The 15,609-nt window shown below is 49.1% G+C and carries 17 protein-coding genes; 4 read left to right on the forward strand and 13 right to left on the reverse strand.

Features of this window, described 5'->3' with window-relative positions:
- Positions 1–198: 198 nt before the first annotated feature.
- The 4 genes from HNR65_RS10760 to HNR65_RS10770 are packed head-to-tail and all read left to right on the forward strand — an operon-like array spanning position 199 to position 2,237.
- Positions 199–1,038, forward strand: a complete 840-nt coding sequence (locus HNR65_RS10760; RefSeq protein WP_220128361.1) for a metalloregulator ArsR/SmtB family transcription factor — start codon at positions 199–201, stop codon at positions 1,036–1,038.
- A gap of 23 nt (positions 1,039–1,061) precedes the next feature.
- Positions 1,062–1,187: a hypothetical protein gene (locus tag HNR65_RS18170; RefSeq protein WP_269750876.1), complete on the forward strand. Its 126-nt coding sequence runs from the start codon at positions 1,062–1,064 to the stop codon at positions 1,185–1,187.
- On the forward strand, positions 1,188–1,493 hold the full coding sequence (locus HNR65_RS10765; protein ID WP_232364746.1) for an MOSC domain-containing protein: 306 nt from the start codon (positions 1,188–1,190) through the stop codon (positions 1,491–1,493).
- A gap of 24 nt (positions 1,494–1,517) precedes the next feature.
- Positions 1,518–2,237: an ABC transporter permease family protein gene (locus HNR65_RS10770; RefSeq protein ID WP_181551506.1), complete on the forward strand. Its 720-nt coding sequence runs from the start codon at positions 1,518–1,520 to the stop codon at positions 2,235–2,237.
- Positions 2,238–2,652: 415 nt separating this feature from the next.
- On the opposite strand, the gene HNR65_RS10775 is transcribed toward HNR65_RS10770, so the two are convergent.
- The 13 genes from HNR65_RS10775 to HNR65_RS10835 all read right to left on the reverse strand — a co-directional run bounded on the left by HNR65_RS10775 (position 2,653) and on the right by HNR65_RS10835 (position 15,592).
- On the reverse strand, positions 2,653–3,612 hold the full coding sequence (locus HNR65_RS10775) for an electron transfer flavoprotein subunit alpha/FixB family protein (RefSeq protein ID WP_181551507.1): 960 nt from the start codon (positions 3,610–3,612) through the stop codon (positions 2,653–2,655).
- 64 nt (positions 3,613–3,676) lie between these two features.
- Entirely contained in the window at positions 3,677–4,423 is a 747-nt protein-coding gene (locus HNR65_RS10780) for an electron transfer flavoprotein subunit beta/FixA family protein (protein ID WP_181551508.1), read from the reverse strand.
- A 49-nt stretch (positions 4,424–4,472) separates the two neighbouring features.
- Positions 4,473–5,840 carry a hypothetical protein gene (locus HNR65_RS10785; RefSeq protein ID WP_181551509.1) on the reverse strand — a complete coding sequence of 456 codons (1,368 nt, stop codon included), beginning with the start codon at positions 5,838–5,840 and terminating at the stop codon, positions 4,473–4,475.
- A gap of 4 nt (positions 5,841–5,844) precedes the next feature.
- Positions 5,845–6,609, reverse strand: a complete 765-nt coding sequence (locus HNR65_RS10790; protein ID WP_181551510.1) for an outer membrane lipoprotein-sorting protein — start codon at positions 6,607–6,609, stop codon at positions 5,845–5,847.
- A 14-nt stretch (positions 6,610–6,623) separates the two neighbouring features.
- On the reverse strand, positions 6,624–7,862 hold the full coding sequence (locus HNR65_RS10795; RefSeq protein WP_181551511.1) for an ABC transporter permease: 1,239 nt from the start codon (positions 7,860–7,862) through the stop codon (positions 6,624–6,626).
- Positions 7,862–8,545 (reverse strand): ABC transporter ATP-binding protein, encoded by a 684-nt coding sequence (locus tag HNR65_RS10800; RefSeq protein ID WP_181551512.1) that lies wholly within the window; start codon positions 8,543–8,545, stop codon positions 7,862–7,864. The genes HNR65_RS10795 and HNR65_RS10800 overlap by 1 nt, the downstream gene beginning before the upstream one ends.
- A 69-nt stretch (positions 8,546–8,614) precedes the next feature.
- Positions 8,615–9,289, reverse strand: coding sequence for a tetratricopeptide repeat protein (locus HNR65_RS10805; RefSeq protein ID WP_181551513.1), 675 nt, complete (start codon positions 9,287–9,289; stop codon positions 8,615–8,617).
- A 30-nt stretch (positions 9,290–9,319) separates the two neighbouring features.
- Entirely contained in the window at positions 9,320–10,201 is an 882-nt protein-coding gene (locus HNR65_RS10810) for an alpha/beta fold hydrolase (protein ID WP_181551514.1), read from the reverse strand.
- 47 nt (positions 10,202–10,248) lie between these two features.
- On the reverse strand, positions 10,249–10,512 hold the full coding sequence (locus tag HNR65_RS10815) for an acyl carrier protein (RefSeq protein WP_220128362.1): 264 nt from the start codon (positions 10,510–10,512) through the stop codon (positions 10,249–10,251).
- A 53-nt stretch (positions 10,513–10,565) separates the two neighbouring features.
- Complete coding sequence (locus HNR65_RS10820) at positions 10,566–12,416, reverse strand: acyl-CoA dehydrogenase family protein (RefSeq protein WP_181551515.1); 1,851 nt, start codon at positions 12,414–12,416, stop codon at positions 10,566–10,568.
- A gap of 2 nt (positions 12,417–12,418) precedes the next feature.
- Positions 12,419–13,849: an amidase gene (locus tag HNR65_RS10825; RefSeq protein ID WP_181551516.1), complete on the reverse strand. Its 1,431-nt coding sequence runs from the start codon at positions 13,847–13,849 to the stop codon at positions 12,419–12,421.
- Positions 13,834–14,895, reverse strand: coding sequence for a hypothetical protein (locus HNR65_RS10830; RefSeq protein ID WP_181551517.1), 1,062 nt, complete (start codon positions 14,893–14,895; stop codon positions 13,834–13,836). The genes HNR65_RS10825 and HNR65_RS10830 overlap by 16 nt, the downstream gene beginning before the upstream one ends.
- Entirely contained in the window at positions 14,888–15,592 is a 705-nt protein-coding gene (locus HNR65_RS10835) for a hypothetical protein (protein ID WP_181551518.1), read from the reverse strand. Before HNR65_RS10835 ends, HNR65_RS10830 begins: the two co-directional genes overlap by 8 nt.
- Positions 15,593–15,609 lie beyond the last annotated feature (17 nt).

The following is a 15,609-nucleotide window of genomic DNA, read 5'->3' on the forward strand; positions in this document are numbered from 1 at the left end:
TTGCAAAAGTCCATATATTGAAAAACTAAACAGGGTCGAACAGATTGCAAAAACAACAGCCTGTTTGCATTTTGCATCCGTCTCCGGTATTGCCGGAAAGCTGCTGATGCCCGGGACAAGAATTTTTTCGTAGTTTTGCGAAATGTGATATATAATTTGTAAAACTTTTCACCCCGTGTCAACAGGAAGGTAAATATTTTGGAATCAGGCGAAAACATCGATTCAATCACCGTGGATGACATCAGCGGCATTGCCAGGGCCCTGTCCGAGCCGGTGCGGGTCCGCATGCTGATGTGCTTGAAGGGCGGTCCGCTGAGCCTCTATCATTTTACCGAGATTTTCAAAATGGCGCCCTCAACCCTGTCCAAGCACCTGCATATCCTGGAAAGCGCCGGCCTGCTGGTTGCCGTCCGGCATGGAAGGTGGCGCCTTTACCAGTGGCAGGGTCAGGATGCAGAGCAAACTATCCGGGCTTTGCTGGCGTGGCTGGGCCAGGCGGTTCTAAAAGACCCGGTGCTGGAAGACGATGCCGCCAGAAGGGCGGTTGCCGTGCAGGCAACCCCGGTGCCCGTGCCGCAAAACGACATCATCCGGGTATTGTTTCTGTGTTCCGGCAATTCCTGCCGCAGCCAGATGGCCGAAGCCCTGCTTAGCAAAAGGGCCGGCCCGGCTTTCGAGGTGTCCAGCGCCGGGACCGCTCCCCGGGAGATTCCCCCTTTGACCGTGACGGTCATGGATGAAATCGGAATCGACATCCGGGACCAGAAACCCAAAAGCGTCATGGAATATATCGGCACCACCTATTTTGACTATCTGATCACCGTATGTCCCATGGCCGAACAGCAGACCCCGGTATTTCCCGGGGTAAGCCGCCGCCTGCACTGGCCGGTGCCGGACCCCGCGGAAGAAGCCAAAGGCTCCGAAGAGGAAAAAAAGCAGGTTTTCAGGCAGGTGCGGGATTTGCTGGATGAAAAAATACAGGACTGGCTAAAGCAGTCCGGACTCCGGCAGGAGGCCGGTAACAAGGAATCGTTATAAAGGACGATCAGGGAGGTATCCGGTTGAAAATCGTCTTCATTGCCATCAGCAAACATAAAGGCACCCCGAAAAAACAGGTAAAAACCGCTGATCTCATAGAAGGCCATGGACTTGACCAGGACGCCCATGACGGCGACTGGCACCGGTAGGTGAGTTTTCTGGCCTCAGAGGAAATAGAAAATGCCCGGCAGCAGGGCCTGGATGTCTCTTTTGGAGATTTTTCCGAAAATATCCCCACCACCTGCATTGACTGGAAAAGCCTGCCTTTTGGCACCCGGATGGCAATCGGGGCCTCAGCGTTGGTGGAAATCACCCAGATCGGCAAAACCTGCCACAACAAGTGCGCCATTTATTACAAAGCCGGCGACTGCATTATGCCCAGAGAGGGTGTTTTTGCCCGGGTCTGCCGGGGCGGGCGCATTTCCTGCGGCGATCCGGTGGTTGTTTATAAATAGGGGCCCAGTTTTACCTGTCTTTCCGTGTTTCAGCCCCTGCTGCGCCGGGTGCTGGCATTTGTGCAGGCCAATATCACCAACCTGGCCGGAGAGCCCTCGGTGGTTTACGGTATCGTGGGCCTGACAGCCTTTGTCTCCATGTTCCAGCTTTTTGGCAGTCCCAAGAGCCCGGCCTTTGAAATGGGCATCCAGTATTATGATCAGTTCTACAACCAGGCCGGCGAGGTGATGCTCGTGTCTGTCAACAGGCCGGGTGCGCCGTATACGGACCCGGAGCAGGACATGGCGGCAATGACACCGGAAGGCGAGGCATTGCACGTCCATGTCATCGGCGCGGATCAGTCCTGGCCCCAGGAACCGGCGCTTTCCGCACGCACACTCCGGGAAAACGATATGGCCGGCCGGATTGACCGCCGGCAGTGGTATTATTTCCGGATTCCGTTCGGGCGCGGCGTTCTGCCCGCGGCCCTGCCCGGCATCATGCCCGGCGCCATTCTGGCCATCAGCCGGGCCATCGGGGATGCCGCCCCTCTTTTAATGATTGCCGGCATCGTGTTTATTTCCAATCAGCCGGGCCATTTAATGGACGATTTCACGGCCATGCCCCTGCAGATCTTCAACTGGCCCCAGGCCCCGTTCCATGAAATCGCTGCAAGCGGGATCATCCAGGTCCGCGATGAGCTGCGCCGACGGATCGAGGGCTGGGTGGAAACGCTTTTTGGTGATATCGCAAAACCGGTATAAAAGCTCCATTAACATGGCGCGATCCTTTGCGTTTTTACCCCGCCGGCAAAGTTCATCTTCGTCTTTTCCGAGAATTTGAGAAACATTTTTGATCAGCATTTACTTATAGATTCTGTTCCGCACTGCATTTTTGCGGTCATCAGTCGCCAGGTACTGCTTGATTCCAGATTTTCAAGCGCAATCTGTGCGCCTGTATAGATTTCCTGCCACGGCCTTTCCACTCAGGTACTGTTTGGCCTTGACAGCGGGCTGAAACATGACAACAGCATTTATTGCGATGAACGGGTCAGTATCCCCAAACGTTTGCTGAAAAATTTTGTCGGCACCCTTCATCCCGTTCAAGTGACTGCTCTGAACAGATCGCAGGACTTTGCTGTGGGCATCGAGGCACCCCTGGATAATCACCAGACATGCTCTATTCAATGGTGTTTTCTATGGCCGCGATAAGGGCTGGAACGACTTCAAAGAGATCCGCGACCATTCCGAAATCCGCAACCCTGAAAATTGGTGCATTTTCATCTTTGTTAATCGCCACGATGATCTTGCTGTTTTTAATGCCGGCCACATGCTGCATTGCACCGGAGATCCCGCATGCCATGTAAAACTCAGGGGCTACAAACTTCCCGGTTTGCCCCACTTGCAAATCATTGGGGACCCATTGGGCATCTACTGCTGCACGGGTTGCACCGACAGCGCCCTTGAACAAATCCGCAAGCCTTTCCAGCATCCTGAAATTTTCCGCGTTCCTGAGCCCGCGGCCGCCGGAAATCACCACGTTTGCTTCTGGCAGATCTGGTCGTTTGCTTTCTGTTTTTCTGAATTCGATAAAGCGGGTTCTGGCAGGCGGGATCTTAAGATGCAGGGGTTCGATTTCGCTGCTGTTTCCTGCTGGAGTGGCAGGCTCGAACAGAGTCGACTGGACAGTGGCGACCTGGATTTCTGTATGAAGCCTGATTCGGGCCACAACGCTTCCCGCCCACATTTCCCGCTTAAAGCATTCACCGTCAAAACCGATAACTCCCGATGCCATTCCGGCTCCAATACGTGCTGATACGCGGGGCATGAAATCTTTTCCTGTAGAGCCCGCATCCGTGCATATCATAGCAGCATTGCATTGTTGGGCCACTTTTGAAGTTACGTATGCCCAGGTTTCGGCTTTATATGTTTCAAGAGCAGGGTCGTTCACCAAAAAAATACAATCCGCCCCGTATATTTTCAGCTGTTCTGCAACTTTCTCAACGTTATGGCCGATTACCAGTAAATGCAGCTTGTGCTTTAGCATTTCGCTTGCATCACGGCCGAATGTAATTGTCCTAAGGGTCGCTTTACTGGGCATTCCCTCCTTGTGCTCTGCTACTATCAGTACTGCTGACACTTTGGTTTCTCCTTTAAAGGTCAAGCGGAAAACGCCTTGTGCTGAGGAACAACACTATTTGGGTTTATGCGATTATTCCATTGTTCTTCAGGATTCCCAGGAGATCGGAAACAGTTTCGAGGATCTGACATGATTTGCGTTCTGCCGGGACTTCCAGGTTTTGAACAACTACTTTGGGCGCAGTATCGATGCCAAGTTCTGATATGCTGGAGATTTCTATTTGTTTCTTATTCGCTTTGAAAATCGCCGGCAACGGGATATGACGCGGTTCATTGAGCCGCAGTTCGGCACTTATAACGCAGGGAAGCATAACCTCGACGACTTCGATTCCATCATCCACCTCACGATCTACCACCACTTTATTCCCGCTGAATTCGATCCGGCTTGCGAAACAGGCTTGTCCCCATCTCAAATATTCAGCCAGCAGCTGAGCCGCCTGGTTATCATCAAGATCGATGGCCTGTTTGCCCATAAGAATGATATCCGGCTGTTCTTTTTCCACTACCTTTACCAGTATCCGGGCAGCTGCATCAGAGTCCGGTTCCTCGGGTGCTGTGATGAAAATTCCCCTGTCCGCGCCCATGGCCAAAGCCTTCCGGATTTCACTTTGGCAATCCTCGGAGCCGATACTGACAACCGTCAATGTCCCGCCGTGAGCTTCCCTGATTCGCACCCCTTCTTCAACTGCAATTGCATCGAAAGGATTAATTGTGAACTGTATGCCCGATAAGTCTATACCTGAACCGTCCGGTTTTATCTCAATGATCGAATCCGGGTCGGTTACACGTTTGGCAGTTGCAAGAATTTTCACTGTAGCCTCCTTAACGTTGACCGGAAAATTCATTTGTGCGGAAATGGTTTCAAAAAGTATATTCCACTCCCAGAATCAGGAATGAGTGGAGCAGGTCGCCGAATTCCTCATTATCTTCTCCGGTATACAGGCCTCCGATAGCAAAACATCGAGCATGGTTGCCCACGAAAAACTCCATCTCAGAATGGAATATTCCCGAACTGTCATCTATGTTGTAGATCCAGGAAAAGGAGAGATTCAGAACATTTCGGATATTATTCTGGTTGACCCGGAGGATCCCGTAGTTTTTCCTGAAAAATCTGATGCCAGGATCAGCAGTATGGCCGAGTGTCATCAGGGCAAGGCCTTCAAGGGATTCAATATCTGTATAGGCCTCACTTGCATCTTTTCTCAACTGGTAATAAAGTTCAGCCTGTTCATCAGAATAACCGGCTTCATTGTATAAATACTCCAGGGTCAGGGTCGGACCGAAGAGCAGGGTATAGGAGGCGCCAAAAACAGCGGTGCTTTTCCATGAGGAGTTGTTTATGTTTTTGGATTGCATGGATGCATTGAATGGCGATGTTTCATCCGGGACGGGATAGAAAGAATTGCTGTTGCGTGAAAAATTGAAATCTGTATACAGGAGCAGGGTATCACTGGCTGTCCATACGCCGAAGGTGCCAATCCGGTCCTCTCCGCCTTCTTCATGAGAAAGGACCAGGCCGGCAGAGCCTTGATGGCCGGAGTAATCCAATTTCAATGCATAAGTTTTTTGAAATTCCAGAGAATTGAATTCCTGCCGCCCTTCATCCGTATTGGCAATCAGTGAAATCGTCCATTCCATTCGGGGAATCCAGACCAGGCGGGCGAAATCCATACCCGGAATTTCTATGATGGGATTCAAACGACCGTTATTTGCGAAAAATGGGTTTGATGGAGAAAATAGGTAGGATGGCCCCCATTGCAGGTTTTCCTTCCCATAGGATGCATACAGGGAAGGATCGATCTGTAACCGCAGCAACCATTCATTAACATACCAGTCATCCTCCAGGTCTTCATCTCCTTCTCTGGTGCCTTCTTCCCAGGCCAACCATCTTAGGTTCATCCTCGGCTTGAGCCTTAGATCCAACCTCCCGGAGGAAAATGCGATATCGGGCCGCAATTCCAAATTGCCTAAATAACGGGGAATCTGAAGAAAATCGTTTTCCGGATTCTGGGTAGTACGCGCGACATCCTGATACGTCCCGTATACCAAGGTTCGCATGGTGAAATCCAGTTGGCCCGGCAGCTGAGTCCAGAAACTGGTATTCTCCTGGTCCTGGCCCACGCGGAAGATATGGTCAGCAAAGGAGGCAGTGCATGGAATCGGCAGAGCAAGTCCATATGCAAGCTCAAGAAAAATCGCGTAGACAAGAAAAATGCGTAGCGTACGCATCTGATTATCTCCGTAGCAAATTCAAGTTGAAAGCTGCATCGGGAATATTTTTCAGATTTACCTGAGTGTAGACCAGGGTGGTTACCGTATTTTTTACAACTTCATCGGTAATGATCATTTTGGAAATAAAAGGGATTGATGCGTCTTGGAACGGAATGCTATGACCATACTCGAAAACGGCGGATTTTAATAATTTCCCGGAGATCGTGAGGAAATCCGCTTTGACGCCCACAAGTCTTTTCTTGGAAACCCAATACCGGATGCGGCTGTAGGTGGTATTTTTATTGGCAGCATTTAAATCGAGGACATGACAAGGTTCGCCCTGGAACACTTCTTCGGTAACCAATTCCGCTTTATAATCGCCTGCATAATCTGTTGAGGCAATATCACCGTTGGAAGCCCCGCCCATCAGTTTCTGTCTTGGCGAAATGGGCACCGGCTTTCTGAGTCCCGGTTTTATGAACCACATGTTCCGGTCCAGCATTAAAATCTTTTGTCCCTTTACTTTGGGGGGCGCAATAAATTCCGCCAGGCTGTTATTTCCACGTGCCTTTACAAGGATTTTTCTTTTATGCAGTTCTTCTCCTTCACGCGATTCCAGGTCAATTATCCATTCAATGCCGCCAATATTGCCTCTGGACCGGTCCGCGTGAGCAAGGATCACTTTCGGGGGAATTTCGTCAGATAGGCACGGAAGCGGGATGCTGATCATGGAAATTGAAAGTAAAATAAACAAAATTCTTCCCATTTCTGACTCCAGTTTGTCCATTTAAGATTGTTTTGTTAAACATGTCCCAGGGCATTGACCACATTCTGCCCAGCGGCGCGCCTGGCTGGGAAGACGGCTGCAAAAAGTGAAAGCATAATCAGGACAAAAGCGTAAAGCCCCATGGCTTGCGGAACCAGGTTCACCATCAGGGGAACCGGGGCTGAGTTGCCCGGGGGAACGTAAGTGGGTTGGATGTACCTTATGACAATCCAGACCAATAAATTTAAAGCAATGCCGGAAACGCAGCCGAATAGTCCGATCAGTCCGCCTTCTATAGCAAAGAGGTTGCCTACAGCTCTTCTTTTCATCCCCAGGGCCCGCAGGGTTCCGATTTCTCTGGTTCTTTCAATGACCGCCATGCCCATGGTATTGACAACACTCATAATTACAATTGTCAGAACGATGATGAACAGGAACAGGAAGATAAGGTCGAACAAATCCTTTACTTCTGAATAGAAGTTGGAAAGTTCATCCCAGGATTTGATTTCAGTTGCCAGTCCGGCTTTGTTCAGCTTTTTCTGAATTATCGTCTTCAGCGGATCCGTTCTTTTGTAATCGTCGAGCAGCACAATTATCCGATCAGCTTTTCCGGTATCGTAGAGAGAACGCGCAATGGTCAGGGGTATACGCATGTACTTGTCGTTCGTGGCTTCTGTTCCTGTATCGTAAAGCCCGGCTACTTCGATATCGAGTGCATTCATATGCCCCTGAAGAGTTGGGGACATGATCACTGAATAGTCCCCGGGTTCCATATCAAGAATTTTGGCGAGGCCTTTGGCCATTTCCACGCCGTAAAGTTTCTTTTTGTTCAGCCGGTTTCCTTTTATGGGCCGGAAAGCGCGCCATGAACCTTCTATCACTTTTACATCCTCCGGGATAACCCCCTGGGCGATGAATATGGTCGATATCCGGCCATTTGTCACGATGCCGGAGATATCGAGCTGTGGAGTCGAGAGGAGTACATGCCCGTTCGAATTGAGCACGTCCATGCATATTCGGATTTCTTTCTTTGAAAACATATACTTGTCCGGATTGATGTTGCCTTTCTCCCTCCACCCTTTCTTGAAGATGGTCAGGTGAGCCAGTCCTTCCCCGCGAATGGCCGATTGCCTGAGGCCCCAGTACGTATAATCCATATAGCCACGGAACAGGCTGATAGCGGCAAACCCAATTGAAATTGCCAGGATCGTCATCAGGGACCGTCGCTTGTTCCTCAGAATATTTCGATATGCCACTTTGACCCATTTGAGCATTATGATTGTTCCTTTTCCGATATCCTTCCGTCACTGATCTCGATCAAGCGGTCACAGTGTTCAAGAAGACGCCTGTCATGTGTGGAAAATATGAAAGTGGTTTTTCCCTTCTGATTGATCTCACGCATAAGAGTGATGATTTTATCAGAAGTTTCTGAATCCAGGTTGGCCGTAGGCTCATCGGCTATAACCAACACGGGGGTGCCTATCAATGCCCGGGCAATCGCCACGCGCTGGGACTGCCCTCCGGAGAGATTGTCCGGGCGGTGATGGATAAACCTGGAAAGTCCGACTTCCTCAAGGCGGGATCCGGCCGTTTTCTTTGCCCGGGAATACGATTCACCTGAGATTTGCAAGGGGAGCATAACATTTTCCAGTGCGGAGAGTACCGGAATCAGGTTGAAATTCTGAAAGATGAATCCTATGGATCGGTTGCGGACTTCGGTCCGCTCGTTATCCGAAAGAGCATTGAGCTTTCTGCCATTGAGAAAAATCTCTCCTTCAGTCGGCTCATCGATCGCCCCGATAAGGTTGAGCAACGTAGTTTTCCCGGAACCTGAGGGCCCCCATACGGCTACAAATTCTCCTGGATCGATTTGTATGTTCACTCCCCTTAAGGCATGAACGGTAGCCTCTCCCAGACGATAATCCTTCCGGATCCCAATTGTTTTTACCAGCGCCATGGTTCATGCTCCTGCACGATTCTGAATCCAAACACTTCTGTATTTGTTGTATTGCGTGCTCATTCGATATCAGGGATTATCCAGCTTACTGGCTGCTGCGGCGTATTTTTTTGCTTTCGCATCATTGCCCGTTTCCTTGTAAAGTTCTGAAAGACTCGAGTAGATATCCTTCTTCAGGCAAGGGGCCAGTGAAATTGAATTGTTTTCCAGCTTTGCTGCGATGTATTCAAAATCCTCTATGGCAATGTCTTTTCTGTCCAGAAAATCCGGCATTCCTTTTGAGTTGAAAGCCCTTGTCAATCGTATGGAAATATTGTCCGGGTCTTTGCGGGCCGCTTTGTCCATCATTGCAATGCCATTATTTGCATAGGAACTTTTCTTTATGGGATTCCAGGTCGTATTTGCCATTAATGTTGTTGCACCGCCGAGATAGCATAGCGTTACAGTATCCTCCGGGTTTAGTTCATGCGCTTTTTTCAGCGATTGCAGAGCTTTGGGCGCAAAAGTGTCCGCATCCTCTGTTGCCTTGATGTGGTATGCTATACCGATTGCTTTGAGCAGAGCATAGTTGTCCTGAGTTTCATCTAATTCTTTTTTAAATGCTTCGATTTTTTTGGTTAACTCCTTTTCGTCAAGGGCGTGAAGCCCCTGCCACTCCGCGGCTGTGGAAATGCCCGCAAACATAAAAATTCCAAGAGCCAGGACAAGCAATACCCGCAGAGCAATTGTTTTTGCGCTTTTCATTTGATTTCTCCTTGTGATTTTTTGCAATATTTACAAACAGGATTCGATCCACGACCCGATCTTTTCGTGCACACAAAGCAGCATCGAGGCGTGGTTGACCTTTTTGATCATAGCGATTTCCGAAAGGCGAGAGCGTGACCCCCCTGGCGCAGCAAAGGCGATGACTTTTTCCGGGTCTATAAGCTCGTCTTCACTTCCGATCCACAGGCCGACCGGGCGATCAATACAGTTGAATTGTTCACGGGGTGAAAAGGGCGTAACCGCCTTGGCCATATTTACGGTATAACAATCAACCATTCGGGGATCATTTTCCAGGACCTCACGGGGATAGTTAAAACGGACGGCACGGCGGTGTCCGTATAATAATCCTTTGCTTAAAGCATGCAGTATGAAGTAACGGACATTGGTGCTTGAAAATTCCTTGCTGCCTCTGGGCCTGGAAGTTTCGGACCTGAATCCGAAATTGGGGCTTACAAATACATAGGCCGACACTTCGTTATCAGATTCCATGCTGAGGTAATTGAGAACAAGCCCGGCTCCCGAGGAATGCCCTCCGAGAAAAACGGGAAGAGAGGGATATCTGCTCCGTGCAAATTCAATGGCTGTGGATACATCTTTCCAGACCTGGTTGGTACTCGGGCTATCGCCCCGCCTGCCCCCGGACATTCCATGGCCGCGGATGTCAACGGTATAGACCGCGATTTTATAATCGTCGCGCAGTCCTGTTCCCAAATGGTGATAGCCGGCACCGCCATGCGCTCCGCCTCCGTGGTAGAAAAGCAGAACGGCAGCCGGATCCTCCGGGACATAGGATCGGATTGCAAGCGCCACACCATCTGTGGCATAAATGTATTCTGGAGGAGTTATGCCCTCGTTACCAGAGGAAATGAGTTCGTTTAAGGAAAAAGTCATAATGGTATTCCTCGCCTGTCAAAGTGTGGCGGGCAGGATTCCTATAATTACCAATCGCTTGATAGCTCGATGAGTTGTGAGTGCAGATCCTGAATGGTTGTAAATTCATCAAATTGCAGTTCCTCGGGCCTGGTCACCTTCGTATAAATCTGTTCGCAGGCAACAATCAATTCAATAACATTCAAGGAATCGATTCCGATTTCGGTGAGCGTGGAGTCGGGGGAGATATCTTCTTTGTTCAGTATATCCTTTGTTTCGCTTATCAATTGCTCCAGCATTTCATCGACATTCTCGTAAACACATTCGGTCATTGCCTCCATCTCCTTTCCGGACAAATGTGGTGAACAAGCTTCGTCTATAAAATTTATTGAAATATACTCTGATCTGATTCCATGATTGACATATCTTCAGATTCGAGTATTTCCGCCTTGCTGAAAACACCGGGGAGAATATTTTTGATAAAGAAACGAGTGGAAATGATTTTTCCCTTGTAGAAGGAGTAATCCGGATGACGCTCATCAATATTACCGATCGCCCGGGATGCAACTGCAGCGCTTTCCAGTAGCAGCCAGCCTATGCAAACCTCGGCCATCATTTCCAGAAAGCGGGTGGAAACTGCGAATATGAGCTCTATTTTTTTTTCTTTCACCCAACTTCCCATTAAGGCATGGGTTTGCACCAAAACCTCCAGGCTTCTGCCCAACACTTTGAATTCCGACGGAAATGGATGCTCCTTTTCCTGGTCTAAAAATCGCCTGATTTCTTTTATAAAGATATCGAAAAGCCTTGAACTCCGGCCCATGCCAAGTTTTTCACGGATCAGATCGGCGGACTGGACAAAATTGGTTCCTTCCCATATGGACAATATTTTGATATCGCGGGCGTATTGTTCTACGGGGTAGTCCTTGGTATAACCATATCCGCCGTACACCTGTATCGACTGCTCGGCAATCCGCCATGCCTGATCTGAGATATAGGCTTTCGCAATCGGGGTTAAAAGATTGACAATCCCTTCATGGGCGGCAATTTCCTGTTCGTCGACATCATCGGTTCTTGCGCGCAGAAATTGATTCATGCTGTAGTGATAGGCAAGCTTGTAAATGAGCATCCGGCAGCCCTCGACCTTGCTTTTCATTTCCAGCAGCATGCGGCGCACATCCAGGTGTTTGATGATAGGAACTTTCGCAGCTCTGGGATTGAAAGACTGCCTGAAATCGGTTCCCTGAATTCTGTTCCGGGCGTAATCCGCGGCATTCAGGTAGGCGCTCGATGCCATTCCCAGCGCATAAATGCCAGTGGTGATGCGAGCCTCGTTCATCAGATATAGCAGTTGCCGAAGTCCTACATTTTCTTTTTCGCCGAGAAGATACCCTTTGCAGGGTCCGTCTTCGCCGAATGTCAGCTGGGCTGTAACGCAGCCATGCAATCCCATCTTGTCCTCGAGACCGACGCAGCGAACATGGTTGTCCTCATTGTCTGAAGACGCGCCCCCGACCCGGAATCTCGGGACGATGAAACAGGATAGTCCCGTTGTTCCATCTCTGGCACCGGCTGCACGGGCGACCACTATGTATACAATGTTTTCCGTCAAATCATGCATCCCGGCGGAAATGAAAATCTTACTCCCCTCGATTTCATAGGTGCCATTCTCTTTTGGGATAGCTTTGGTCTGGATATTGCCAACATCGGTACCAGCATCCGGCTCGGTCATACAAAAACATGCACTCCACTGATTCGTCGCAAGCTTTTCACAAAAGATGCTTTTGAGTCTTTCGTCCCCGAACAGTTCTATGAGATAAAGAGCAGGGACGCAGAAACCGGAATAAGTCATGAATGAGGGGTTTGAACCCAGGAACATTTCGTTGACGGCTTGAGATATAAGGTATGGCGCCCCCATACCCCCATAGGCTTGAGGAACGGCAAGTCTCCCCCACTGGGCACGGCAGAATTTCTCCCACAGTCCAGGGAACGAGCCTGGAAGACGTATTTTTCCATCATCCTCGATTCCACAGCCTTCCCTGTCGCTTTCCTGGTATGCAGGGCCAAGATTCGTATAGGCAAAATCACGGGCAGCATTTAGTATGTCCTCTACGAGAGACCGGTTGAAATCCGTGTTTGCAACATCGGATAGTATTGTTTTTTCAATGTCCAGGTATTCCCACAGGAGAAAATTAATGTCACGCGAGTCGACCTTGTAAACATTTTGACTGGCCATTTTTACTCCGATTTTGTCCGGGTTGAGTCAAAAAACTTCATCTCGTTCTCGATCATTTCTCCGGCCTGTAGTACGACTGCGTCCTTTCCATACGCTCCAACGATTTGCAAACTGATCGGCATGCCATTGGAATGAATGCCGACCGGCAGCGCCAGGGAAGGAGATCCTGCCAATACCGCCAGGAAATTGGGAACAGCAAGATCAAAGAGTTTGTCGGCTGATAAATCTCTGCCCTCAGGGCTTCGGACAGGAGGCGCGGTCGTTGGGAGGACCGGCAGTATCAACAAATCGAATTTTTGAAAGAAAGAGTTGACCATTATGCGAATTCCCAGCATTTTTCCATAAGCCTGCATATAGTCCCGGGTCGTGAAGCCATCCGGAATGTGCTCAATAAAACTCAAATCCGGATTAGCAACCCTGTGGTCGGTCAGATACTGGTTTACGCTGTATTTCAGGTCGGTCCCGACAAGGGTTCTCATCGCAGGTGACAATTCTTTGCCCAAGGGTATCCGCTTGCGCTCCCATGCCCCGTCATGCCTTGATAGCAAGGAAGCCACATGCAGGGCCATTCCATCGATTTCTTCATCGATTTCGATTTCGGCCCGAAAATCGATCAATGCACATTTATACCCCTTAGAAGACGCACTATTCATTTGGGTTTTCAGGGGTGCAAATCCCATCATAAACGGATCTCTATGGTTGAAGCCTTCGATGACCGACAAAATCAATGAGATATCCCTTACAGTTCGGGTCATTATGCCCGGTGCCAGCAATGCGCCAATTACCGGAGTGCCAGCCCTGCTATGGCCTTCGGTAGATACTCTGCCCAGAGACGGGCGAAAGCCGCTGATTCCGCAACAGTGCGCCGGCACCCGGACCGAACCTCCCAAATCGCTTCCAATGGACATCGTAGACATCCGGGCTGCCAAAGCGGCTCCATTTCCACCGGACGATCCTCCTGGCGTGCATGCAAGGTTCCAGGGATTTTTTGTAGTGCCATAAATTTTGTTGCTGGAAAGGTGACTGAATCCGAATTCTGAGGTGTTTGTTTTTCCGAGGAGGATGCCGCCGGCTGATTTCAGTTTTTCCACAATAAAAGCGTCCCTGGCTGGAACATGTTCCTTAAAATAGATGGAACCGTAAGTAGTACGGATGTTTGCTGTATCGAAAAGATCCTTGACGAGAAAAGGTATGCCATGTAAAGGTCCTGCAATTAGCTGCTTCATCAGTTGTTTCTCCGCCTTGCGGGCGGATTGAAGTGCGCTTTCGGCAGACAGGGTAACGATTGCATTGATATCCGGATTTTCTTCCTCTATTTTGATCAGTTGCGCTTTCACGATTTCAACAGGAGAGATTTTTTTCTCCATGATCAGTCGGGATAAGGAAAAAGTGTCCTGGTCGATCAAATCATTCCCGTTCATCTGACTACCCATTGATAAAACAGGTTGTCCTTTTGTTCAGCAGGAGTTTTAAAGTAATACAGGCTCTGTCTGATCTGTTCATATATCCTCGGCCAGTTACCGGGGCTGGAAAAACAATCGGCTACGCTTCTGTATTTTTCCAGGTCAGCGTTAAAATGGCAGATCCGGGGCGTGATGCCTTTCTGCCGCCAGCACGATATGGATGGATTTCCATCGTTATGGTGCGAATGGTGCGAAACCTGCAGTAATCCGAGCCTTCCACCGGCTCCCAGCGTGAGGGGAATAAGCCCTGTTTCTTTTAATTCATTTTTGTGCAGGGACAGTTCCATTATTGGTTTGAGTGTGAGGTAATGCCTTGTTTCCGTTTCGCAGCCCTTCAACCAATTTTTTGGTGTATGAGGATCTGGCATTGCCTGGCGAAAGCCTTTGATCATTTGCTCGGACCATTGCAAGGGCAATTCAAAGCTGACAATTTTAGAATAGATTTTGGATTGTAAACGCATGATGCAGTCAGCGCTTTTCCGTATACACTGCAGAACTCCATTGATTTTTTCCGGCTGGCCGAATATTTGACAGTCATTTACGATCATCATGCCGACTTTCAGACGGTCACGGGGAATCTTTTCCAGGTAGGCAACCGCAAAACCTTCCTGTGCGTTCAAGCCGAAGCCTCCCTGGCCTGCGCCAATGGCATTCAGACAATATTGCGGAAGGAACCCGGGGGTTTCCAGTAGAAGTACCAAGGCATTCCTGTCGCCGGATTGTAGAAAATCCAGTACTGCTGCATAAAACCCCAGGCAGGCGAGAGAGGAGAACCGAACAGAGGCTTTCGGGAACATACTGTAAACAGCCTGCATGAATGATTTCGCTTCCGGGGTGGTAAGAATAAACAGCTCAGATGAGCTGCTCAGGATGATTGATTCGGGCTGCAGGATTGAAAAGCCCTGCTGATCCCGCATAAATGAGTCGAGAAAAGCTATCAATGATCCGTCATTTCCGAGGAGGTTATCGTTCAGGCGGTACCGGTAATCACGAATTATGGGGATTTCTTCAATCACGCGTTGATTCCTGCTTGCTTTGATCTGCCAGTTTCGAGAAGTGGCAGGCTTTTTTAAATTCACCTTTTTCCTTGAGGATAATGGATAATTTTCTATAAACATCTGTCATAATACGGAAAAAGTTCGGGTCCGGATTTTCCTTGTACATTTCGGACAGGATCAGAAAGTCTTCGTATGAATCATCCCGTCTCTTGTACATAGGAGGTAAATCAAAATTGTTCAGCCCCCGTATAAGATGCAGGATAAAGTTATTCCTGTCCTTTTCAACGGCACGATCCAGATATTCGAGCCCCTTGTTTACATAACGGACCATGTTGAAGGCGCATAGAGCGTCCCGGCCTTTCATGGTGTAAGAACTTCCCAGATAGGATAGTACAATCATGTCTTCACTATTTTTCCGGCGTGCGGCTTCAAGAACATCCACGGCATTATCCGGCGCCCCTTTAACCCCGCATACTGCCAGATTGTGCCACGCAACACCAAGCGCCTTGAGTTTTTCAAATTTGGGCACATCATTGCGGATTTCCCTTTCGCAACACTTTACGATTTTCTGAAGCTTTTGCATCTCCATCGTGCTGTATGGCGGAATGGCGCATTTTGCTCCGAGGGCCGGTAATAAAATGGCAAAAACCATAAGCGAAACAATGGCACCGATAAAACAACTATTTTTGTTCGAAAAAGTTTTCATTGCTTCCATGTAGTCACGAAATCCGG

The organism is Desulfosalsimonas propionicica, from assembly GCF_013761005.1.
GTDB lineage: Bacteria > Desulfobacterota > Desulfobacteria > Desulfobacterales > Desulfosalsimonadaceae > Desulfosalsimonas > Desulfosalsimonas propionicica.